Annotated in this window: 24 protein-coding genes; 18 read left to right on the forward strand and 6 right to left on the reverse strand. The window is 36.2% G+C overall.

The genetic code is table 11. From position 1 onward, the window contains the following. Window positions 1-494: 494 nt before the first annotated feature. A complete protein-coding gene (locus LVD15_RS07600) occupies window positions 495-1,511 on the reverse strand; it encodes an esterase-like activity of phytase family protein (RefSeq protein ID WP_233779698.1) in 1,017 nt (338 codons plus the stop codon). A 34-nt stretch (window positions 1,512-1,545) separates the two neighbouring features. Next, a complete protein-coding gene (locus LVD15_RS07605; RefSeq protein WP_233779699.1) occupies window positions 1,546-3,363 on the reverse strand; it encodes a pyruvate kinase in 1,818 nt (605 codons plus the stop codon). 246 nt (window positions 3,364-3,609) lie between these two features. Here LVD15_RS07605 and LVD15_RS07610 point away from each other — a divergent pair, with 246 nt between their 5' ends. Continuing rightward, complete coding sequence (locus LVD15_RS07610) at window positions 3,610-4,902, forward strand: tetratricopeptide repeat protein (protein ID WP_233779700.1); 1,293 nt, start codon at window positions 3,610-3,612, stop codon at window positions 4,900-4,902. Window positions 4,903-4,949: 47 nt separating this feature from the next. Here the strand turns inward: LVD15_RS07610 and LVD15_RS07615 are convergent, their stop codons facing one another. Then, the gene (locus LVD15_RS07615) at window positions 4,950-5,723 is read right to left on the reverse strand and encodes an AraC family transcriptional regulator (RefSeq protein WP_233779701.1); all 774 of its coding nucleotides are present in this window, start codon (window positions 5,721-5,723) and stop codon (window positions 4,950-4,952) included. 109 nt (window positions 5,724-5,832) lie between these two features. Here LVD15_RS07615 and padC point away from each other — a divergent pair, with 109 nt between their 5' ends. From padC to LVD15_RS07665, 10 genes are all read left to right on the forward strand, one after another. After that, window positions 5,833-6,345: a phenolic acid decarboxylase gene (padC, locus tag LVD15_RS07620; RefSeq protein WP_233779702.1), complete on the forward strand. Its 513-nt coding sequence runs from the start codon at window positions 5,833-5,835 to the stop codon at window positions 6,343-6,345. A gap of 188 nt (window positions 6,346-6,533) precedes the next feature. Next, window positions 6,534-7,589: a DUF4419 domain-containing protein gene (locus LVD15_RS07625; protein ID WP_233779703.1), complete on the forward strand. Its 1,056-nt coding sequence runs from the start codon at window positions 6,534-6,536 to the stop codon at window positions 7,587-7,589. A gap of 23 nt (window positions 7,590-7,612) precedes the next feature. Beyond that, window positions 7,613-7,927 carry a hypothetical protein gene (locus tag LVD15_RS07630; protein ID WP_233779704.1) on the forward strand — a complete coding sequence of 105 codons (315 nt, stop codon included), beginning with the start codon at window positions 7,613-7,615 and terminating at the stop codon, window positions 7,925-7,927. A 10-nt stretch (window positions 7,928-7,937) separates the two neighbouring features. After that, entirely contained in the window at window positions 7,938-8,219 is a 282-nt protein-coding gene (locus tag LVD15_RS07635; RefSeq protein WP_233779705.1) for a hypothetical protein, read from the forward strand. A gap of 99 nt (window positions 8,220-8,318) precedes the next feature. Then, window positions 8,319-9,275 (forward strand): ADP-ribosylglycohydrolase family protein, encoded by a 957-nt coding sequence (locus tag LVD15_RS07640; protein WP_233779706.1) that lies wholly within the window; start codon window positions 8,319-8,321, stop codon window positions 9,273-9,275. Further along, a complete protein-coding gene (locus tag LVD15_RS07645; RefSeq protein ID WP_233779707.1) occupies window positions 9,268-9,720 on the forward strand; it encodes a hypothetical protein in 453 nt (150 codons plus the stop codon). Before LVD15_RS07640 ends, LVD15_RS07645 begins: the two co-directional genes overlap by 8 nt. 11 nt (window positions 9,721-9,731) lie before the next feature. After that, on the forward strand, window positions 9,732-10,304 hold the full coding sequence (locus LVD15_RS07650; RefSeq protein WP_233779708.1) for a Crp/Fnr family transcriptional regulator: 573 nt from the start codon (window positions 9,732-9,734) through the stop codon (window positions 10,302-10,304). Between the two features lie 68 nt (window positions 10,305-10,372). After that, window positions 10,373-10,726 carry a DUF4260 domain-containing protein gene (locus LVD15_RS07655; protein ID WP_233779709.1) on the forward strand — a complete coding sequence of 118 codons (354 nt, stop codon included), beginning with the start codon at window positions 10,373-10,375 and terminating at the stop codon, window positions 10,724-10,726. Window positions 10,727-11,248: 522 nt separating this feature from the next. Then, window positions 11,249-11,830 (forward strand): TetR/AcrR family transcriptional regulator, encoded by a 582-nt coding sequence (locus tag LVD15_RS07660; RefSeq protein WP_233779710.1) that lies wholly within the window; start codon window positions 11,249-11,251, stop codon window positions 11,828-11,830. A 42-nt stretch (window positions 11,831-11,872) separates the two neighbouring features. Next, the gene (locus LVD15_RS07665) at window positions 11,873-12,664 is read left to right on the forward strand and encodes an SDR family NAD(P)-dependent oxidoreductase (RefSeq protein WP_233779711.1); all 792 of its coding nucleotides are present in this window, start codon (window positions 11,873-11,875) and stop codon (window positions 12,662-12,664) included. 60 nt (window positions 12,665-12,724) lie between these two features. Here LVD15_RS07665 and LVD15_RS07670 read toward each other — a convergent pair whose 3' ends face one another. After that, complete coding sequence (locus tag LVD15_RS07670; protein ID WP_233779712.1) at window positions 12,725-13,345, reverse strand: HD domain-containing protein; 621 nt, start codon at window positions 13,343-13,345, stop codon at window positions 12,725-12,727. Window positions 13,346-13,541: 196 nt separating this feature from the next. Between LVD15_RS07670 and LVD15_RS07675 the strand changes: the two genes are divergently transcribed. The 3 genes from LVD15_RS07675 (at window position 13,542) to LVD15_RS07685 (ending at window position 17,702) form a co-directional block, all read left to right on the forward strand. Beyond that, window positions 13,542-14,906: a TlpA family protein disulfide reductase gene (locus tag LVD15_RS07675; protein WP_233779713.1), complete on the forward strand. Its 1,365-nt coding sequence runs from the start codon at window positions 13,542-13,544 to the stop codon at window positions 14,904-14,906. A gap of 627 nt (window positions 14,907-15,533) precedes the next feature. After that, window positions 15,534-16,853, forward strand: a complete 1,320-nt coding sequence (locus LVD15_RS07680) for an IS110 family RNA-guided transposase (RefSeq protein WP_233779714.1) — start codon at window positions 15,534-15,536, stop codon at window positions 16,851-16,853. Between the two features lie 132 nt (window positions 16,854-16,985). Further along, the gene (locus LVD15_RS07685) at window positions 16,986-17,702 is read left to right on the forward strand and encodes a hypothetical protein (protein ID WP_233779715.1); all 717 of its coding nucleotides are present in this window, start codon (window positions 16,986-16,988) and stop codon (window positions 17,700-17,702) included. A gap of 12 nt (window positions 17,703-17,714) precedes the next feature. On the opposite strand, the gene LVD15_RS07690 is transcribed toward LVD15_RS07685, so the two are convergent. Further along, a complete protein-coding gene (locus LVD15_RS07690) occupies window positions 17,715-18,185 on the reverse strand; it encodes a DinB family protein (RefSeq protein ID WP_233779716.1) in 471 nt (156 codons plus the stop codon). A 132-nt stretch (window positions 18,186-18,317) separates the two neighbouring features. Between LVD15_RS07690 and LVD15_RS07695 the strand changes: the two genes are divergently transcribed. The 3 genes from LVD15_RS07695 to LVD15_RS07705 all read left to right on the forward strand — a co-directional run bounded on the left by LVD15_RS07695 (window position 18,318) and on the right by LVD15_RS07705 (window position 19,704). After that, window positions 18,318-18,869: an RNA 2'-phosphotransferase gene (locus LVD15_RS07695; RefSeq protein ID WP_233779717.1), complete on the forward strand. Its 552-nt coding sequence runs from the start codon at window positions 18,318-18,320 to the stop codon at window positions 18,867-18,869. Beyond that, the gene (locus LVD15_RS07700; RefSeq protein ID WP_233779718.1) at window positions 18,866-19,399 is read left to right on the forward strand and encodes an HD domain-containing protein; all 534 of its coding nucleotides are present in this window, start codon (window positions 18,866-18,868) and stop codon (window positions 19,397-19,399) included. Before LVD15_RS07695 ends, LVD15_RS07700 begins: the two co-directional genes overlap by 4 nt. Window positions 19,400-19,548: 149 nt before the next feature. Then, complete coding sequence (locus tag LVD15_RS07705) at window positions 19,549-19,704, forward strand: hypothetical protein (protein WP_233779719.1); 156 nt, start codon at window positions 19,549-19,551, stop codon at window positions 19,702-19,704. A 24-nt stretch (window positions 19,705-19,728) separates the two neighbouring features. On the opposite strand, the gene LVD15_RS07710 is transcribed toward LVD15_RS07705, so the two are convergent. After that, entirely contained in the window at window positions 19,729-20,442 is a 714-nt protein-coding gene (locus tag LVD15_RS07710; RefSeq protein WP_233779720.1) for a M15 family metallopeptidase, read from the reverse strand. A gap of 47 nt (window positions 20,443-20,489) precedes the next feature. Here LVD15_RS07710 and LVD15_RS07715 point away from each other — a divergent pair, with 47 nt between their 5' ends. After that, window positions 20,490-20,888 (forward strand): hypothetical protein, encoded by a 399-nt coding sequence (locus LVD15_RS07715; RefSeq protein ID WP_233779721.1) that lies wholly within the window; start codon window positions 20,490-20,492, stop codon window positions 20,886-20,888. Window positions 20,889-21,379: the final 491 nt, after the last annotated feature.

The following is a 21,379-nucleotide window of genomic DNA, read 5'->3' on the forward strand; positions in this document are numbered from 1 at the left end:
CAAGATGACCGGAAGGGCGGTTTCTTATAGGTCTAAATCATTCCCATTACACCACGCAGTCATTTCGACATAAGGAGAAATCTATTAATTTCTGGCGACTTCTGTTAAGCCTTGAATTCTTGAGAGTGATAAAATGCCTATGGCGAAAAGGTATGTATTATCTTCGGGAGAAGAAGATTGTACAACAGTCATTTTTCACCTAATACATAGATCTTTCCTATCGTCAAGATGACCGGAATAGCGGTTTGTTATAAGTCTAAATCATTTCCATAACCATCGTGTCATTTCGACATAAGGAGAAATCTATTACTTTCAGGCTAACTTCTGTTAAGTATTGAATTTTTGAGATTGATAAAAGACCTCTGGAGAAGAAGGTTGAACAACAGCCATTTTTAAGCTAATACATAGATCTTTCCTATCGTCAATATGACCTTTTTTAAATTGAGTTATTTCAATTTCTCCCCTTAATCATCAGATCAATAAGGCTTCTGCAATTAAAAAGTTAAGTCCAGTTCAAAATGTAATAACAACGTCCGCTGATCTCTGCCGCTGTCTCCATTATCATCTGAAATGAGCAGTAAATGTTCTTTACCCTGGGCGTAGAAGGAAGTGATGCCTTCAAAATTGTCCAACACTGCTGATTTTGCATCATAAATGAGTGTAGGCTTTATTTTTGACTTTTTTAAATCGTCCGCAAAGATATACATGAGCTGTACATGGCTCGTATTGTCATTCTCATTCCAGGTTTTTTCCATCACTATAATGTCGCCATTATGAAGTGTGGTAGCTCCCTTTACTTCGGTTTGTGTTTTATAATATTTGATATGTCTAGTGGCATTATCTTTCGGATTTACCATCCAAGCTTCGCAAAAACGTTTTTTATGGTTAAACTCATAGATAGCGAAGAGTTCATGATTTTTAGTAAGTGTTATGCATTCAATTCCGGCATTATCTCGATCTGGAAATTTGCTTAATGTCAAAGTCTTTTCTACGGTTTTAAAATTGCTTTTTTTATTGAAACCAAGCATTTCTGCTCTTTCGTCAAAAGAGAGGTATATCATATTGTCACTCTCCGCGATTGATTCAATGCCACCGTCAATTACTTCTCCATCTAAATCGAATACTTGTCCTTGATCTGCAATTTTAGCACTATCTAAAAGGCCATTTTTATACTGAAGGTTCATCTTATACCACTTAGAACGGTATTTCAGCGGAATTTTATCGATAGGTTTACCCGAGTAATCTGATATGGCCAGCAAAGAAAGTCCATCTTCAGCAGCAGATAATGATGATAAGCCGCCAAACTTGCTTCTATCATAACTCAATAAAAGCCCGCCTTTATATTTGATGCTATCATTAGAGAGGCGATTGAATATATCAGGATCCTGACTGATGCGAGAATCATTTTCTAAAGCCCAATGATAAGACTTAATAGATATTGATTCTTGCTGGGCAAAGCCAAAAAAATGCAGACTGCTACATAAAATGAGCGTGAATAAAGTTTTCTTCATAATACAAAAATGCCGATTAGGGTGTGGATAAGTTCTATCCTTGTTTCATTATCTTCTTTAATTTAGGCAGAACAGGAGCATTTTTGTCCTGAAACATTTCTATAGATACAATGATGCTGTTGAGTAGTTTAATAGCTTCTATTATATGAGGACCTTTATTAAGCATCACGCATTCCGCTTTTGTTGAATTCACCACATCGGTAATTTCAGATCTGGAAGGCAAACCTTTTTTGGCCAGGTTTTCAAGCACCTGAGTAGCCCATACCACTGGCACATGCGCGGCATTACAAATGGCAAGCATCTCCTTTTGTATACTGCCTATTTTTTCCCATCCGGTTTCTATGGCCAAATCACCACGAGCGATCATAACGCCTACTTTTTTGAGTTTCATAGCCTCTAAAAGTATTTTGGAGAGGTTATCATAGCCTTTTTGAGTTTCAATTTTAAGTATTACCCCCAATGTTTCTTTTACGCCTAACTTATCCATTTCCTGTACCATGTCCATCACATCTTGTGGTGACTGCACAAAAGAGAAATTAACCACATCAGCATTTTGTGCTATAAACTGAAGGTCTTCTTTATCTTTAGGTGTAAGGCCACTAATCTGCACATTAGAATCGGGCAGGTTGATGCCCTTATCTGATTTTAGCTTGCTGCCACCAGATTTTACTTTGGTAATATTAACTAACACATAGTCATCTTCAACGGATTGTATTTTACCACTGATCTCACCATCATCAAAAAAGATCGGATCTCCTTTTTTGGCCGCCTCCAGCGCTTCTGGCAGCGAGCAGGAAATTTGAGCTGGCGCCGTAACGTTACCCGTTTCATCATAGCTGGCCGGTGACCCTTTAATAGGTGTTTTGTATACTTTCAGTTGATCGCCTCTTTTTAGATAAATCACTTTTTCTACCGGCGTAAGATTACCCACGGCAGATTCATCAGTATCTGATTTTAGAATAGTGCCGGTTTCCACATAAGCAGAGTCATCACTGTGGATAACTACGCTTTCAGGATTCACCTCCATAACCACCGCCTCACGAGCTTTGTCTCTTTTATCTTTAAACCTAATAACATCTCCTTGCTTTAAGCTTTTAAGCCAATCATAGTTTACAGGCAATGCATGAGAAGAGAGCTCTAAAGATTCGTCACTTACCAGTTTTATTACGGTAGGTTCTACCACATGGCCAAGTTCATTTCTGTTGGGTTTGAAATGTTTTACGCCATCGTGCGTCTCTATTTCTCCGGTTCTTATTTTTGGTCCACCCACATCCATAGTGATCATTACCTGCTTGTTTAGCTTTACAGAGGCGGTTTGTACATGGTTGATCATCTGTTTCCAGCCTTCGGCATCATCATGGGCACAGTTTATTCGGGCGCAGTTCATACCATTAGCCACTAGTTCTTCTACCATATCATAGTTATTTATGGCGGCAGAAGGGATAGTGACCATAATTCTGAGTCTGCGGTTATTGGGGCGCTTACCGAGTAGTGCTTTAGTATTTTGCTTAAGCCTTTTTTCACTTTGCTTTATTGACAAATTGAAGTGAGAAGGCAGCTCTGCTGGCTCATCTAGTAATTTTTTGAGGAAAAAGAGAGTGGTTTTGAGGCTGGCTTCTACGTGCGCTTCAGAGCGGGCCAGGCGAGACATACCCAGATTACCCAGGCGACGCTGAAGCTTACGAATATCAAAAGAGCGCAGGCGCAGGTAGTGTAGCAGGTTAACAGCACTTTTATGATGTGTGGGATCTACCTCATTTATGATAGATTCTTTGGCTTCTTCACCTTGTTCTACAGCTGCTATAATGTCATTTATGGCCTCTTTTACTTCATCTATTTTCTCCTTTTTCATGTCAGTTTTATTCTTAACTTAACCAATATAGGAAGTAACGAATATCCTGTCAAACTTTCATAGAAGTGGTTATAAGTTTTTATTAACTTTTTGATGTAAGGGCTATAACTAGAAGATTTATATTAAGAATTAAGAAGTGATTTCTCTATGTCATTTAGTTATAATTATATGAAACATTTAATAAATTATTCACAGTAGAAAATAAAATTTATTATATTCAAAATATAATTTTATCACACATTATAAATGTCTGAAGGTAATTCGAAAGGAGATAATAAGTTTGTACTTATACTTGGTATAGTTTCCTCGATAATTGGTATAATCACTAATGTAATTCAGTTATTAGCATTTGAATATTCTAAATCACTGTTTGCTACAGGAATTATACTTGTTTTATTGTACTTTATGGTTAGGTTTTTTAAAACCACTGAAGGTTTAAAAAGCTATATCATCCTCTCAATTATAGTGCTAATTGTAATTGGTGGCGCACTAATAAACCTTTATTTATATGGTTATTTCGAAAAGAAAGATGAATGCTTATTTAAAAGTAATTTAATAGGAATTGGTATTACAAAGTTTAATAATAGCAATGATCATTTTTCTTCGTTAGTATATGAGTTTTTCGGAGAGCAAGATTTACCTGATTCAATATATCATATTAGGAAGGTTCCAAATAGTTATTTTGATCAAATATCGGATTCATCCTTTTATAAGGAAATGGATTCGTTATGTTTTGATTCTGGTATAATAATTTCGGGTAAGAGGTATGTGGATGAGGGTCTTTTTTATTGTAAAATAAGAGTGAAAAATCTATACAATCGCATGAGCAATGATACTCTATCTAGTCAATTACTAACCTTTCGTAATCCTAATGTTCATGAATTTTCAATGGACTATCAAGCGGAAATGTTAGTCGATTTTGTTTTAGGAATTCTCTCTTTTTCTGAACAGGATTATGAAAAATCGGAAAGACTATTTAATCAATGCTTAACAAAAAATAAGAATAGTTCTAATGTTAAATTTCTATATGAATGCAATGTGTTTTTAGGAGATATTTATTCTATTGAACAAAAACCAGAGGAAGCTCTAAGTGCATATTTAAGATCCTATGAATTAATAAAGACAGATGAAATACTTGAATCTATAGTGAATACATATATTACTCAAGATAATTATGCTTTTGCGAATGAGTATTATGAAAAGATTGAAAACAAGAGTGACTCTGATCTAAAGAGTATTAAGAATCAATTAGATCAGCTTAGTTTAAATTATAATAAATTAAAGAAGCCGAGTGTTAAACCAAAAACTGTAACTATTTACCCACAGGGATCTATTACCTTTTATGATAGTGAAGGGGCAGAGTTGGTAATAGATTACATAGATATTAATGAATACCTCTACGAGAATAAAACATTTTATATTTTTGAGGAGAATAATGGAATGTTTGGTGTTTTTGATGAAACGGGAATATTGTTGAAGTTACCTGAATTCGAAAAGCTTGAGTCAGCAAAGAATTTTATAAGAGGTATGTTGAAATAATCTGCATTTCAACGATATAATTCCTACTCTTTACAAAGTTTATCCTTCTACTTAAAAATACCCACCGTAGAATTCGCTTTGATAAATGACTTGGGAGATTGGCCTGTATATTTTTTAAAAGTTCTGCTAAAGTTGCTGGCTGTATTATAGCCCACTTCATAAGCCACTTGTTCTATATTTTCCTGGTGCTCGGTAAATAATTCTATAGCGTGTATTATTCTGATATAGTGCAGATAATTGTTAAAACTGATGTTTTCCTTTTTGAAAAGCCGGGTCAAGTTTCGGGTAGAAAAGCCAAAGCTGTCTGCAACAGAAGATAGCGTAATGTCCTCTTTAAAGTTCTTCTCAAGATAATTCAGTACTTGAGCTAATCGTTCATTTTTAGGTGCAATTAACCCTTTAATAGGATAAGCCTGCTGATTTTCAGCGGTTTTGAGTAATTCCAGAAATGAGTATATATAGTTATAAAGAGGTTTATCTACTAACGGGCTGATGCTATTGGGTTGTTTACTTATATAACGAATGTTCTCAATAATGAAGTCATTAGAATTGAGCACCATAAACCCATCCAGAGAAATGCTGGTGGGAAAATAAGTAAGGAACATTTTTACCATTTCATTGCGCGAATGTAAGCTATGGTGCTTGGCGGCTGGTATCAGGCCAATGAATCCTTCAGGCAAGAAATACTGCATATCATCTACCCGAATATGTAGGGTGCCTTTTACAATATAAATCAATTGATGGTGATGCTCATGAGCGTGCATGTCCATGTTGAGCTGCTCTATATCAGTGCTTTTCGTATAAATTACTGATCGATCCATTTTATGATATTGGTAAAATTGGAGTTGTCCTTATTTGTCAAATAAAAGTCTTTTTTGACACTTACGCCAGTTCAGGACTGCTCTAACTTTGTGAAAAAATTAAAAGGTAATGGAAAATATAAAGGATTTAGAAGAGTTTTTGGGTGGTCATTTTATCTATACTTATGATAATGGCTGGAAATATGAGATGTATGTTAAAAATGAAAATACTATAGACTATAGAATTCACACCGGTATGGTAGGCGGCAGATGGGTGAGAGATCAAAAAGTGGATATAGTAAAACTGGTAGATGGTGTTTTCAAAATCTGCTGGACAGAACCAACAGGTACTGATGTGAGTCTGGATTTTATACCTAATGACAATAAATTACATGGGGTGATCTTTTTCCCTAAATGGGTTCATGAGCACCCTGAAATAACCGTCCGCTATCAAAACGATGCTATTCCACTTATGGAAGAGTCTCGTGAAAAATATGAAACCTACCCTAAATATGTAGTACCGGAATTCGGACAAATAGTATTTAAAAAGAACGAAGGGCATAACAATGAAAAGGTTGTTTCTGAAGCTCCTTATGAAGGAATGATTGAGGAGATGATTAGCGGAAAACTCAGCTTTTCTTAAGCTCCAAATCAAAATTAAGGTAGCAGTTATTACTGCAGAGAATAGGCCAACGTACATGAAAAACGGCATATAGTTTTCATGTATGTTGGCTTTTTCTTTTTTAGGAGCAATTAGTTACCAATTGATAGATTAAAAGCAGTTAAAATTTCGCTATTTCATGTTAGATTGGTTCAGAAAGAGATTAGTCCATGATAGATATCAACGTATCTGATGTAAAAATCAGTAAAGAATTTTATGATCAATATACAGGAGATGAGATGTTAATTGATCGTTTTGGTAATCATATAGAAGCTTCTTCTATTTCGAAACATAATGCGTATGTCCGTTTAAGCCAAAGATTTAAACCCAAACAATCATTAGGTAATAGTGGCTTGAATGAATTCTTATTGATGATTCAATATGGTTTTGTTTCTCACAAGCCTGTAATACTATCACCTGATGTCCTGTGGCTTTTGATCTGTCAGGGGTTTTCCAATCATATTATTTTAAATCAGGAAGATTTTAGCGGGTATTTAGTTGATTTTAGCTCCAGAAAGCAGATAATAATTGAAAGAAATGATTTTGTGAGAGGTATTAAAAATGACTGGGCTAGTGTATTTCCTGAATTTTCGAAAGAGATATCATACTATTTAAAGTCAGACCTTCATCAACATTTAGTTCCTAAATTTTCTACTAGCTCAATAAGAGAAATTACGGCATTTGAAATTGCATTCATGGAAACAGTTTCTCCTTATTTTGAACTAGGCATTTCTACTTTATGCGGAATACCACGAGTAGGACTCAAAGGAAATGAAGATGATTATGCTAAAATAATTGAAGGCCTTAATTATTTAGAGCAGTTTAATCTTAGTTGGTGGACTCAACCACTTATTCAAATAGTCGATAAAATTAGAGCAAGCCTATCTGGTCATGTAGATATTGAATTTTGGCAATCTATGTTTAAATACTATAATGAATCCGGCGGGCCATATATTAATGGATGGATTACCTGTTTTTTCCCTTATGTTTACTTAAAAGGAAAGCAACAAAACACTTTATCTAAGAGTGAGCTTATTGATAATCAGCATGTAAAAGATGGGTATAAACTCGGTATGTTTCCTGCCGGCTTATCGCAGGCTCCATTTGAGTGGAATTATCTTAACGAAACGTACAATATGAAACTCATTGCTGGTTTTATAGGCATTACGGAATCGACGGATAATTATCTGGAGTCAGAAATTAACTGGTTAATCCACGAAGTATGAACATTTAACCTGTAAACCTCATCATGAGTAAACCCTTCTTCATACTTATTATCACCTTAATTTCTTGCAGCTCAGCTGTGAAAACGGCTAGTGTTTCTAAACATGTTAGTGATGTAGATACACAATATGTTAGTAAAGATTCTCTCTTGTTTAGCATCACTTCCTATAATCTTAGTGAGGATTTAACGCAAAATGATGAATTGCTCATCATGGCTTATTGGATGCGGGATTCATTACCATTAGAAACAGCAGTTATTAAAAAGCAATTGATAATCGATCCTGATCACATGTCGCGGGATTTTACCTGGCCAATTCCACTCAATTCCACTAGCTTCTGAAGGAAAAAACATGTTGTTATTCTTTATTGAGCAGGATTCTGAAACTCCTATTCCTCAGATTGATGCTATTTTAAGGATTCATCATACAGATTTGATTGATGCCTTTAACAGACATAGCTATACTGATATTGAAACTTACCTCGGTGATGAGGATTTACTGAGCTATAAGTTGATTAAGGATGTGAATTTTTCTAAACCCATACAGTTTAGTTTTAGTGGAAGGTATAAAATGGATAAATATGAGTATTCTATTCATATTCAAAAGCTAAAGTCTACTCATAATTTCAAATAACTTCTCTTTATTTAGTCATTTAGTTTCTCAATAGTTATTCTACATATTTGTGATAATAGATTTGTATTGCAGTTGAGTAACTGTATTAACTATACATAAATGGAGAATGAATTAGAAAAGATAAAATCGGCCTTTTTGGGTCAGGCTATAGGTGATGCACTTGGGGTACCGGTAGAATTCAGTAGTAGAGAGCACTTGGCTAAAAATCCTGTGAAAGATTATATGGGGTATATGTGCTGGAATCAGCCTCCCGGCACTTTTTCTGATGATAGTTCTATGATGTTTTGTACGGCTGAGAGCTTGAGCTATGGTTTTGATATCGAGGACATGGGTAAGCGATTTGTAAAATGGTATAAAGAAGGCTATTGGGGTGCCAGGGAAAAGCTTTTTGATATTGGGGGAACCACAAGATATAGCCTTGATAGAATAATAGATGGCGAAAGCGCCTACTACAGTGGAGACCAGTTTATTGAAAGCAATGGAAACGGTTCTTTGATGAGGATTTTGCCCATGGTTTTTTATTTACAAAATGAGTCAGACAGGGAGAAACGGTATGAATTCATTAAGCAGGTCTCTTCTATTACGCATGCTCATTTTAGATCGGTAATGTCATGCTTCATATTTGTTGAATATGGCATTCAGTTAATGACTGACGATAAGCACAAAGCCTTAAAAAAGGCCGCTGATCATGTAAAGGCTTTTATAGCAACCAAGAATTTTAATCCGGAAGAGGTCAGGCTATTTGATCGGGTTTTGAATTTGGATATGACCCATTTGCCAGCTGAAGAAATAGCTTCAGAAGGATATGTTTTGCATTCGTTAGAAAGTTCAATATGGTGTTTGCTCACTACTGAGTCTTATGTAGAATCAGTGCTTAAAGCGGTGAACCTAGGTGGTGATACTGATACCACAGCTGCTATTAATGGAGGATTGGCCGGTTTGTATTATGGTCTAAATAATATCCCCGACAATTGGATAGCGGGTTTGGCTAGAGTAACAGACATAGAAAAGCTTTGTGCCGATTTTTATATTAGCCTTAATAAGAAAAATGCCTGACACTCATTCTCCCAAAACGCAGGAACAGCTAGCACTTTGGATGGAAGCCAATTGCTATAATTTCAATAGTTATAGCCTTAATGGTAATATTATTTATGAGGGTTTCGGAATAAAGCAGGCAGCCGGAAAATATCAATGGTATTACACAGAGCGAGGGCAAAAGAGCATAATAAAGGAGTTTGATAATGAAGAAGAAGTGGTTGCCTACGCTTTTAAGCAAATTACTGCTGATCAATGGGCGAAAAGCCATTGTATTGGTTTCACTCGGATTGAAAGTGACTCAAAAACATTAGCTGAACAATTAATGACGCGCGGCATTACATTTCATCAGGATGAAATTCCATATTATGGGCCTAAAGAATCTGTTTATCGCACTTATGTTTTTGGATGTGACTGCCAGAAGGTAGAAGACTTAAAAAACAAGTATTATAACGAAAAGCCATAAAGTCAACAACTATGACCGCACTTGAGCAATATATCACTACTTTTTTTGGAGAGATACCTAAGGCAGATTTAAAAACTATTGTATCACTTTTTAACCATTCAACCATAAAGAAGGGAGAATATCTATTGCATCCTGGTCATGTATGTGACAAGTTAAGCTTTGTGCATGAGGGTTTGTTAAGACAATTTGTAGCTACTGCGGAAAAAGACATTACCCAATGGATATCAACTACAGGCTATTTTTCGGGAGATCTTTCAAGTTATATTACAGAAGCTAAGTCTGAGCTTACTATTCAAGCTTTAGTAGATACCGAAATCTCTTACATTTCTAAACATGATTATAAATTATTGGGTGAATTGGTACCCAAATGGCATGAGATCGAAAAAGGCTTTATCATAAAATGTTTCATTATGATGGAACAGCGCATATATAGGCATCTGTCCATGACCGCCGAAGAGCGATATGAATATTATTTTGAGCATAACAAAGAGCTTTTTAACCAGGTGCCATTACAGTATATCGCTTCAATGCTGGGTATGTCTCCAGAAACGCTCAGTCGCATTAGGAAAAAAGCAAGCTCCTAATTCTTGATATATGTCAAGTGGTTTCTGTTCTGGAGGGCCCAGCTTTGCAATGTAAAACAAAGATAATTATGAAAACTACATTGAAATTAGAAGAAGCCGCTGTTTTTGGCCTTTGTATCATTTTATTTACTCAGTTAGATATGGCTTGGTGGTGGTTTCCTGCACTCTTGTTTGTGCCGGATATTGGAATGATAGGCTATGCTGTTAATCCCAAAATAGGTGCAATTACCTATAATATTTGCCACCATAGGTTAGTGGGAGCTATAATTGCAATAGTGAGTATCTATACTCACAGTCAAACAGGTTTATTAATTGCCATTATTGTATTTGCCCATATTTCTCTCGATAGAATGTTAGGTTATGGCTTAAAATACCCTGATAGTTTTAAGCATACACATTTAGGAACCATGGGTAAGAAGTGAGTATTTTGGTAAGACTTATTAAGTTTTTGATTTTAAAAAATGTCGTTGGTCTTTTTAACAAGATAATAGTAATTACCCTTTACTTAAATACTTTCAACCTCTCAAGTTTAAACCGATAATTATGCTGTGTCGAAGAATTGATCGATTTTTATTTCAATCTCTGTTGTGTGTAAGTATCAGCAAATAGCACATAAGATGAAGAAGTCAAAACAGTTGAGGCGTAATTAAACAATGAGTCTGAACAGATCGTCTAATCTTCGACACGGTTCAGTGTAACTCGGCTGTGGTTCCATCATGCTGTACCGTCGTGATGAATAATCTATGTATTAGCTAGATAGAGAGTTGCATTTAAAACACCTTTTACAAGGAAATATATCTAATAATAACTATACATCCTGCTGATTTTTGGGCGAAACTAGTTTAAAGACTTCATATTTAGCTTACCTCCAAATGAGCACAAGAAATGGCTAATTTGTCAAAATTCTAGCTTTTATGTATTATTGTAATGAACATTACAATAATATGAAAGGAAGACCAATTATTCATAATAACCAAGAATTAGTACAACGAGCCCAAGAAGTATTTTGGGAAAAGGGTTATATTGCTACCTCATTGGCAGATTTAAGCAAGAGCACAGGTGCAGGAGCTGGCAGCATATATAATAACTTCAAAGGAGGTAAAAAGGAATTATTTAGAAGTTCTCTTCAGCAGAGACGTGAGGACTTGAACAAGTTTAAAGAGCTGCTGGAACGAAGTGAGGAACCGATAGAATTAATAAAAAATTTCTTTCTTGGGATAGCCGACGAAGGTGAAAAGTATCACATGAAGGGTTGTATTGTTGCTAATACGGTTGTAGAAATGACCTTTGTAGATGAAGATCTTGAAAAGGAAGCCGCACAAATACTTAAGGATACAGAGGAGCTTTATACTAACACTATAATTACAGAACAGAGAAAGGGAAATCTTCAATCCACCATTTCTGCCGATGTACTCGGCAAGCACCTGATTACTTTATGGTGTGGAATCAATTCGTTAAGGAGGATATATCCTGATAGGAGTATTCTGCGTCAGCAGATAGAATTACAACTGCAGGTCTTACAATAATTTTTTTGATTATTTATTGAACAATCATTACATAAATATAAAATGGATTTAGAATTAAAAGGAAAAAAGGCCTTTATAAGTGGCTCAACCCAAGGAATCGGCTATGCTATAGCCAAACAGTTATTAGCTGAAGGGGTATCGGTAATAATCAATGGCAGAAATGCTGAAAGGTGTGAAAAGGCTGTAAATAATCTCCAACTGGAATTTCCAAAAGGCCATATTTCTATGATTGCCGCCGATTTCACCAAAAAGCAAGAAGTGGAAAGTTTGTTGGCTCAATTGACAGATATTGATATTTTGGTTAATAATCTCGGCATTTTTGAAATAAAAGAATACGAACAGATTTCAGATGACGACTGGTACCATTACTTTGATATAAATGTGATGAGTAGCGTACGTTTAACCAGACAGCTTTTGCCTGTAATGCTGTCAAAAAAGTGGGGCAGAATCATTTTCATTAGTAGTGAGTCTGGTGTTAATGTACCTGAAAACATGATTCATTACGGAATGACAAAAGCGGCATTATCGGCCATTGCTAACGGACTTTCTAAAAGGACCTTGGGAACAGCGGTAACGGTAAATACTATCCTTGGTGGCCCTACATATTCTGATGGTGTAGCTTCAGTAGTTGAACAAATAGCAGAAGCGCAGAATCTCAGTAGTGAGCAAATGCAAAATGCGATTATTCAACAATCTAATCCACACATTTTACTCCAGCGCTTTATTCAACCAACAGAAATTGCTAACCTGGCCGTGTATCTCTCTAGTCCGCTATCAGTAGCTACTAACGGAGCTTCGTTAAGAGCTGATTCAGGAGTGTTAAAAACAGTATAAGAGTTAATAGATTCAAGAAAACAATGTTTCGCGCTCAGCGAAGCATTGTTGATTAATACTTCATAAAGTCAGCCATTCAGCTTTAAGATTCTCTTTGGCCTGTTTCTCAAAAGTTAATTGAAATTCACTGGTTTTGAAGATATTCTCCATATCCAGAAAGTGTTCAACTACCTTTTTTCTTCCGCTGTTATATACTTCATCAGGATAGATTTCGTATTCCTTTCTTATTTGCTGTGTATACGCTTTGTATTTATGCGGTGTTTCTCCAAGAATGGCGAGATCAAAGTCAATTAAGAAATTAGTATCGCTATCATCATCTAATTGATGCTTCTTGGTAGAGATAATCTGATGCTCGCATTTTTTGGTTATTGATTCTGATACTTTCATTTTCTTTAGCCTTTCTTTTGCAAAAGATGCACTTTCTTCCTCGTTATAGGAGTTTTTAACATCATAAACGATGTCATGATAAAAAATTGAGAATATGATGGTGTCCGTATCATTGAGAAGACCACGATGTTCATTCATTTTATCTAGCATGTATTTCAGGTGATTCAGATTATGATAATGCCGGAAAGGGCTCGAATACCCAACTTCAATTTCCTCCCAAAATTGATTAATTAACCTAAGGTCTTCAGTGTACTTAGAAGCCAGTTTTGTAAACAATGCTTTCAAAATTTCCATTTTACAATGCTATTTGTCTATTATAATATAGTTATGAAAGTAAATCTTAAGCAAAGCTTGGCAAATAGGATTGATAATTATTTTAATCTCTGCTCTTCAAATCAATAAAATATATCAAAATAATTATTATATGTTTGATTAATGAATTAGATTGATCACTTCATTACAATTGATTATATCTCCTTATACCAAACCTATGAAAAATCTACTCTTAATTTTCTGTCTACTTAGCATTATAATGGCCTGCGAATCTGAGCGTACTGTTTCCATAAATATAACTTCTGAAAATGATGATATTGACAGTATTTACATCCATGAACTGAGTAAAGAACTAATACTGGTGAAGGCTGGAATAAACCAGGCTAATGCAAAACCTGTAAATGCAAAAGTGAGCTATACCACCATAGGTAGTATCATGACTAAGGATGAGAAAAAAAGCTATTTAACTATTCTTTATCCTGGCAAAGTAATGGATATAATGGTTGCCGAAGATTCTACCATCCAAACTAATCATTTGGGAGATTCATTACTTAACTATTTATGGACAAGTAACAATGAATACATCGGTAAAAATACTGCTTTCGTTTTTGGCGACAATGAGCCGGATACTTTACTCTCATTTTTTAGAAATATTGAAAACCTAAGAAGAAAACAAATAGAAGGTTATGCTGATAGGCTAACCAACAAGGAGAAAGATCTTCTGTTATATCAAAATACCGCAAGAATCAATTCCTTTTTATTTTATTTAGGTCGAATAGTAAAGAAATATCCGGTTGAACATGAATTTTACTCTTTCATAAAAGATATTGATAATAACAATGAGCTGGCCAAGACACTCTATATAAACCTACTTTATAAGCATGAGATAACCTATCTTCTTAAAAATGACTCAATAAAGAGCAACCAGGACTTTTTAGATTATATAGCTTCCGAAACCGACAATGCAGATCTTTCTGATTTTCTAAAAGCGAAATATATTAAAGGTATTATTAGCAGGCCAAGTACCTGGGAAAAACATGAAAAACTCTTAGATACACAGACGTTAAAGGAGATCGTACAAGGGGAAAAATCAAATAAGTATTATGATATGATTAAAGCAACTTCAGAGTCATTTTTTGCTGCTCAAAGTGGTGTGAATGCTTATGATTTTACGGCCGAACGGGTGGATGGTGCTAAAAGAAAGTTATCAGAATTAAAGGGAAAACTAGTGTTTATAGATTCATGGGCCACTTGGTGTGGACCATGCCTAATGCAAAGGCCACGAGTACTGGAAATGGCCGATAAGTATAAAGATCAGCCTAATGTTGAAATATTAAGAATTTCACTAGATGTCGATAGAGAAAGTTGGATAAAGCATTTAACCAAAAATGAAGATCTAGATAAAAGTGGAGAGTTGTACGTTCCCAATGCCTTTGATTCAGATTTTAGCAATAATTATAATGTTAAGTCACTTCCAAAATACATATTAATTGACCCCGAAGGTAAGATAATTAATGCCAATTTAGGTGAACCTTCTATGGCTGTAGAAGAGAGGATTGACTATGAGCTTACTAAAATGTAAGTAAAAAGCTCTTTCTTATTTTATTATTGACACCGCTTCGCATAAAATTAACAGAATCAAAGTCAGCCTGAGGCACTCGAAGGGTAGACTTTCTGCATGCTTGTGAATAAACAATGCAAAATAAGAGGCAAGAGTAGATAATGAACATGAGTTTCCATAAAGCCGCACTGCGCATCGATTCCATCAGCATTACCAACTGCTGTAACCTATTAACTAACCCAAAGTCAGCCTGAGGCACTCGAAGGCTAGACTTTCTGCATGCTTGTGAATAAACAATGCAAAATAAGAGGCAAGAGTAGATAATGAACATGAGTTTCCATAAAGCCGCACTGCGCATCGATTCCATCAGCATTACCAACTGCTGTAACCTATTAACTAACCCAAAGTCAGCCTGAGACCTAACATTTGTTTCAACCGCACAAAAAGAAATGACGTTAAGAATAGAAGTGGCCTGTACAATATAGCCGAACCTGGCATAGTGCAATTTGCCTGTCCCTGAGCATGGTTGGATAGAAAGGAGTCACAAAGTATGGTACTTCCTTGTTTTTATAGGAATGTCCGATTGGTAGTCTGTCGTGTACAATATTTCATCCTACAGGTCTTTGTTTAACTTTTAGAATATTAGTCATGAAAAAGATGAGAGCAAATGCTGCAGGCATAGATATAGGAGCCAAGCACATTTTCGTATCCGTGGAAAACAAGGATGTTCGTGTTTTTGAGACTTTCACTGAAAGTTTTAAAGAGGCATCGTGTTATTTATTATCAGAGGGGATCGAGACAGTGGCCATGGAAGCCACCGGCGTTTACTGGATCATCCTTTATGAGATCCTAGAATCAGCAGGTTTAGATGTCTGGTTAGTAGATGGGCGCCAGACAAGACAAGTACCAGGTCGAAAGACTGATGTAAAGGACTGTCAATGGATTCAGCAACTTCATAGTCATGGCTTATTGAATCGCTGTTTTGTTCCCGATGCACAAGTGAAGGAAGTTCGTGCTTACCAGCGGTTGCGAGAAGATCATCTCAGAACAGCCTCTATGCATGTAAACCACATGCAAAAGGCGCTAATAGAGATGAACATCCGGCTCAAAGAAGTGCTCAGTCAGATACATGGCGCCAGTGGTCTGGCGATCATAGAAGCCATCCTGGCAGGGGAACGTGATGCCCAAAAGCTCTTATCCCTGTGCCATAGCAGTATTAGAGAAAAGAAAGCCTCTCAAGTCATCAAGGCACTTTCAGGCTATTATACCGAGTCAGGGTTATTTGCTTTGGGACAGGCATACGGTGGTTACAAATTTTATAAACAACAAATACTGGCATGTGACCAAAAACTGGAAGAAGTCATGAAGCGGTTCAATAACTACGATTCAGATATGGAAAGCAAAAATGAAATAGATTCTGTCAAAGATCGAAAACCTGTTAGACATAATAAACCTGATATAGACCACTTAGGAGGACACCTGCTCAAAATCTTTTCAGGCAAAGATGCTACGTGTTTACCGGGTATTACCGATTATACCTGGCTACAATTGTATTCTGAAATAGGCATGGAACTTTGTAAGTGGCCCAGCGAGAAACACTTCACTTCATGGCTAGGATTATCTCCAGGTCAACACCAGTCTGGCAAGAAAAATAAAACCAGAAACAGAAAGTACAGGCCAAAGGCAGGACAAATATTCAGACAAATAGCCCAAAGTTTAATAGAAAGCAAAAAGATAGCACTGGGAGCTTTTGGGCGTAGATTGAAAAGCAAAAGAGGTCCAGGCATAGCCACTAAAGCTACCGCCCGAAAACTGGCCGTACTCTACTGGCGGCTTATGGTAAAAGGGCTTGATTACACAGAACGGGGCATCAAAGCATATGAAGAAAAAATGCAGCTCCATAGGGAAAGATGGCTAGTAAAAACAGCTAAAGAATTAGGTTATGAGCTTGAACAAATACCTATTTAGTGTATTACGTCATTGGTAGGCACTCGAAGGCTAGACGAACTCACAAGATTCATAATCTATTTGTTCTGTTAACAGAAGCTTTTCAGAATCAAGACATCTATCTTTGAGGCACAATTTTAGAAAGTGTTGATAATGAAAAGGAGCATAATTACAGGCTTATTGTTAATAGGAGGGTTTTACGCCAGTGCGCAGACAGGTATTCCAGAGCTAAAGCAAAAGGGTAATGATCTTAGTGACCTGACCTTTAAGGAATGGAAAATAATTGCGGAGGCCAAAGGAGATCTTAATAAAGATGGCATCGAAGACCTAGCATTTGTGATTCAAAACACGGATGATAAGAACCTGCAGTTAAATGATGGGCTAGGCGTAGATACTGTAGATCTTAACCCCCGCGTGCTAGGAATATATTTTGGCCAATCAGATGGAAGTTATCAAAAGCAATTACAGTCTAATGAATTCATTATACTGAGAGATTCGCCCACTATGGATGAGCCTTTTGACGGGATTTTGATAGACAAAAATGGTGTTTTACAGATAGACTTTCATTTTTGGTACAGTGCCGGCAGCTGGTATATGTCTAATCACCAGTACAAATTCCGCTATCAAAATCAGCGCTTTGAGCTTATTGGTTATGAGTCTGATGAAACGCACAGAGCTACCATGAACTCAACCAATTATAGTATTAACTTTTCTACCCGAAAAATGAGTATTGCTACCATCACTTATAATGAGGATACAGATGAAGAAGAGGAAAGCAAAGTGTGGAAATCATTTGAACTTGAAAAGTTGCCTTCAATAAAATCATTAAAAAAGCCATTTGAATGGAAATTTCAAGATATACGTTTATAGCTTACTGTTAAGTTAAAGCTTTCTATATTTAGTGGCTATATAATCTACAAAGTCAGGAGTATGTCCCTGAGTCCTGATAATAGTCTGGATCTGACCTCTATGGTGGATCGAATGATAGTTGAGCTGCAGGATAATATCTTTTGGCTCTGCTGCCCAGGGCGTATCATCCTGACCGAAAAAGCTTACTTCAGTTCTTAGTGCCTGTTCATCATTGTTACCTAAATATATGAGCCAAGGTTGTAAGCTTTTGTTCCATTCTTCTTCCAACTCTTCTACGCTATATACCGGTTCCCACCAACTCATAGATTGTACATCAGGATACTGATCCAGCCGGGCTTTCCATTTATACTGGCAATTTATGAGATGACTAAACAGTCTGATGCTTTCCTGCTTGTCTTCCAGTTGCTTTATGGTGGCTAACAGTTTTTTATTAGTGGAGTCATTGAATAAGAATAAATCAATGAGGTGCTTTTGTAGGTTCATAGGTTGGTTTAATTATTATGGAAGTTATAGCTTTTAAATGATATTCCTACTTTTTGCCAATATTTAATGATTAGTGCATGACTATAAGCACTTTATTCTTTATGATTGTTTGAAAATTAAAATAAGGTGAAGATGGATTCAAGAGAAGAAAAAAGAACATCAAAATTTCTTAGCCTGGTGCTCAGGCATAAACCGGAACAGATTGGTTTAAAACTAGACAATGCAGGTTGGGCTTCCGTAACAGAACTTGTGGAAAAATGTAATGCTCACTCTATTTCGTTGGATGTGGATAAGCTAAGCGAGATTGTTGATAACAATGACAAAAAGCGATTTATATTCTCGCCAGATAAGCAGAAGATCAGAGCAAATCAAGGTCATTCCTTAAAAGTAGATTTAGGATTGGAGCAAAAGGAGCCTCCTGTCATTTTATATCATGGTACTGCTATACGCAATATAGATTCTATTAAAGAAAAAGGACTTTTAAAAAGAGACAGACATCATGTACACCTTTCGGCTCAAACGGATGTGGCCATGCAGGTAGGCAGCCGTTATGGAAAGGCTACGGTGCTTACTGTAAATACTGATCAAATGTATAAAGATGGACTGTTATTTTATCAATCAGAAAATGGTGTGTGGCTAACAGATCATGTTCCGCCAAGATATATTGATTTTAAAGATTTATGATTCAGGAAATATACCAAAGTGCAATGAAGTTTGCCGGAGAGAAACACAAGTCACAAAAGGTACCCGGCACGGAGGCTAATTATCTACTTCATATTTCTAATGTGGCTATGGAGGTAATGGTGGCTCATCAGGCCAAAGGTGATTTTGATCTGGAGTTGTCTATTCAGGTAGCAATTTTGCATGATACACTGGAAGATACTGAAACTACATACGAAGAGCTTGCGCAGAAATTTTCTGAAAGAGTAGCTGAAGGAGTGCTGGCATTGACAAAAAATGCTGAGTTGCCTTCAAAAAAAGAGCGAATGGCAGACAGCTTAAAACGTGTTGCTCTCTTAGAAAAAGAAGTGGGCCTGGTAAAATTGGCAGACAGAATTACCAATCTACAAAAACCACCGGCCCACTGGAGTATAGAGAAAATCAATGGCTATCATCAAGAAGCTAAATTGATCAATCAGGTGTTGAGCAATAAAAACGAATACTTAAATAACAGGCTTGCTGCCAAAATTGAAGAATATGAGCAATACCTTTAACCAAGCTCTAGCAAGCCTACTCTGTTAGTAAGACTAGCACTGCAGATAAACCTTGGGTCGGCGGCAACCTCCTGCCAGCAAGACTTCATGTTTTCGGAAAAGTTAATGTCATCAAGACTGATTTTGTTTTTACATTGATCAAAAAACGAATGGTGTTAGCGTATGAAGGGAGGTATTATTTCAATAATGGTCAGTTGATTGAGATAATAGAAAAAGGTGAGCCAATTTTTAGTAGTCCTTTTGAGACAAAATCATTTCTTGAAGGTGGGTATGAATTAAAAGAGCTATTAGTTGAAGGAAAATAGCATAAAGTGATTGAAAATGATTTTTCAATCACACTCTGTTTTAAAATTCGACACCTTATAACTACTGCTACCAGTGTAGTTATAATGCCACCATTCAGTTCTTATGGCGTTGAATCCAAAGGCCTCCATGGTAGATTTTAATAGCTTTCTATTATTCAATACCGTATCAGGAAGTTGCTGATAAGCATGATGGGCTTCTTCACCAAAGAAGTCAAAGCCTGTACCCATATCTAATTCATTTCCCTGGTCATCAACCAAGGTGATATCAACAGCTCCACCCTTGTTATGGATAGATCCGGTGGTGTAAGGGTTAGCCACATACTTAGCGTTGGGATATATTTTCCACATAGCCTTTTGAACATCAAGCGGGCGGTAACAATCAAAAAACTTGATGTGATAACCCTTGCTGGACAGAGAATCATTTACCTGTATCAGGCCATCGGCCACCTCTTTTCTGATCATGCAGTCAGGGCAATCATAAACAGCCTTTTTAAGAAAATTGTCTTCAGTGGCATATTTCATATCATAAAAAAAGCCGCTGGCATAATCTTTAAGGACCACAAATGCAGTATCCGAAATCGGTTCTTTCGGTGTTTCGATTACTTCAGGCTCTTCCTCAATGGCCATAGAGTCTGTGGTAGGGAGAATTTCATCTGTTTTTGCCTCTTCCTTTTGCGGAGTACCACAGGAAATAAGACAGAAGACAAGGGTTATGAATTTTAAATTGTTGTAAGTCATAGTATATTTATTGCCAGCAAATTATAGCAAGAAGATTAGAAAAGAAAATGGATAAGATAAAAGAAGCATTTTTATTGGGAGATTATGAATTAGGCATCGATCATGAAAAAAGTGTAGTAAAAGTAGAAGGTAAGAAGATAATTGATCTGACTATAAAAGCGAGCGAAAAGGTTTTTAATGAGCTTTGCGAGACCGAAGACTTTGAGTTTGACTATGCCCTGTATTCTCCCGAGTTCTATGCCCGGCAAGTGGAGCTAAATGAGCATGGTGAGATTTTGATCAATGAAGAAAATCAATATGATTATGATATTGCCCTTTACTTTATGGAGCATAATGAAGTAAACGTGGTGCTCACGGTAAATGAAGAGTGGATAACTCTAAAGGGAACTACAGAGGTAAGTGGAAAGAAGTATCCATTGGAAATAAATGTTAAGCAACAGTCTTAAAAAAGGCATTCATTTATAACCGCGGCTTCGGAGCTCTCTATGCTCTTAACTTTCAATGCTTTTTCCTTCTTCTCCACATAATAAAGTCGAAAAAGCAACCTTGAACGCAGAGTATTAAAAGAATAAAAGGGACAAACACTATCCAAGTCAAAGCCTTTGTAGCATTCCAATCAGACATAGATTCATATTGGTCAGGGCAACAACTTATGGCATATTGAAAGTATGAGTTAAGATAAATCCAACTGATCACAGTATTAGCAATATGCATATACCTCAGTAATTCAACAGAAATATGCGGAGGTGATTTAAAAAGGAAAACATTGAAAAGTAAAATGTAAATCAACCAAGCAGCGATAGGGATAACACCAATGGCTTCATAAACCATCAAATTAATATAACCACCAGATATCATTGTAGTACCTAGTGCTAAAATTAGAATGATCAGTGTTGAAATGATTCCGTAGTAGTGGAAATTTATGTTTATATTAAAA

This window comes from Fulvivirga maritima (genome assembly GCF_021389955.1).
Taxonomy (GTDB): Bacteria; Bacteroidota; Bacteroidia; order Cytophagales; family Cyclobacteriaceae; genus Fulvivirga; species Fulvivirga maritima.

Bases quoted from the DNA above. Each gene is read 5' to 3' on its own strand.
- LVD15_RS07610 (WP_233779700.1), top strand. From the start codon at position 3,610: ATGTCTGAAGGTAATTCGAAAGGAGATAATAAGTTTGTACTTATACTT.
- LVD15_RS07705 (WP_233779719.1), top strand. From the start codon at position 19,549: ATGGTGTTAGCGTATGAAGGGAGGTATTATTTCAATAATGGTCAGTTG.
- LVD15_RS07710 (WP_233779720.1), bottom strand. From the start codon at position 20,442: ATGACTTACAACAATTTAAAATTCATAACCCTTGTCTTCTGTCTTATT.
- LVD15_RS07650 (WP_233779708.1), top strand. From the start codon at position 9,732: ATGACCGCACTTGAGCAATATATCACTACTTTTTTTGGAGAGATACCT.
- padC (WP_233779702.1), top strand. From the start codon at position 5,833: ATGGAAAATATAAAGGATTTAGAAGAGTTTTTGGGTGGTCATTTTATC.
- LVD15_RS07715 (WP_233779721.1), top strand. From the start codon at position 20,490: ATGGATAAGATAAAAGAAGCATTTTTATTGGGAGATTATGAATTAGGC.
- LVD15_RS07630 (WP_233779704.1), top strand. From the start codon at position 7,613: ATGAGTAAACCCTTCTTCATACTTATTATCACCTTAATTTCTTGCAGC.
- LVD15_RS07625 (WP_233779703.1), top strand. From the start codon at position 6,534: ATGATAGATATCAACGTATCTGATGTAAAAATCAGTAAAGAATTTTAT.
- LVD15_RS07685 (WP_233779715.1), top strand. From the start codon at position 16,986: ATGAAAAGGAGCATAATTACAGGCTTATTGTTAATAGGAGGGTTTTAC.
- LVD15_RS07665 (WP_233779711.1), top strand. From the start codon at position 11,873: ATGGATTTAGAATTAAAAGGAAAAAAGGCCTTTATAAGTGGCTCAACC.
- LVD15_RS07670 (WP_233779712.1), bottom strand. From the start codon at position 13,345: ATGGAAATTTTGAAAGCATTGTTTACAAAACTGGCTTCTAAGTACACT.
- LVD15_RS07660 (WP_233779710.1), top strand. From the start codon at position 11,249: ATGAAAGGAAGACCAATTATTCATAATAACCAAGAATTAGTACAACGA.
- LVD15_RS07690 (WP_233779716.1), bottom strand. From the start codon at position 18,185: ATGAACCTACAAAAGCACCTCATTGATTTATTCTTATTCAATGACTCC.
- LVD15_RS07640 (WP_233779706.1), top strand. From the start codon at position 8,319: ATGGAGAATGAATTAGAAAAGATAAAATCGGCCTTTTTGGGTCAGGCT.
- LVD15_RS07675 (WP_233779713.1), top strand. From the start codon at position 13,542: ATGAAAAATCTACTCTTAATTTTCTGTCTACTTAGCATTATAATGGCC.
- LVD15_RS07700 (WP_233779718.1), top strand. From the start codon at position 18,866: ATGATTCAGGAAATATACCAAAGTGCAATGAAGTTTGCCGGAGAGAAA.
- LVD15_RS07635 (WP_233779705.1), top strand. From the start codon at position 7,938: ATGTTGTTATTCTTTATTGAGCAGGATTCTGAAACTCCTATTCCTCAG.
- LVD15_RS07680 (WP_233779714.1), top strand. From the start codon at position 15,534: ATGAAAAAGATGAGAGCAAATGCTGCAGGCATAGATATAGGAGCCAAG.
- LVD15_RS07695 (WP_233779717.1), top strand. From the start codon at position 18,318: ATGGATTCAAGAGAAGAAAAAAGAACATCAAAATTTCTTAGCCTGGTG.
- LVD15_RS07605 (WP_233779699.1), bottom strand. From the start codon at position 3,363: ATGAAAAAGGAGAAAATAGATGAAGTAAAAGAGGCCATAAATGACATT.
- LVD15_RS07645 (WP_233779707.1), top strand. From the start codon at position 9,268: ATGCCTGACACTCATTCTCCCAAAACGCAGGAACAGCTAGCACTTTGG.
- LVD15_RS07655 (WP_233779709.1), top strand. From the start codon at position 10,373: ATGAAAACTACATTGAAATTAGAAGAAGCCGCTGTTTTTGGCCTTTGT.
- LVD15_RS07615 (WP_233779701.1), bottom strand. From the start codon at position 5,723: ATGGATCGATCAGTAATTTATACGAAAAGCACTGATATAGAGCAGCTC.
- LVD15_RS07600 (WP_233779698.1), bottom strand. From the start codon at position 1,511: ATGAAGAAAACTTTATTCACGCTCATTTTATGTAGCAGTCTGCATTTT.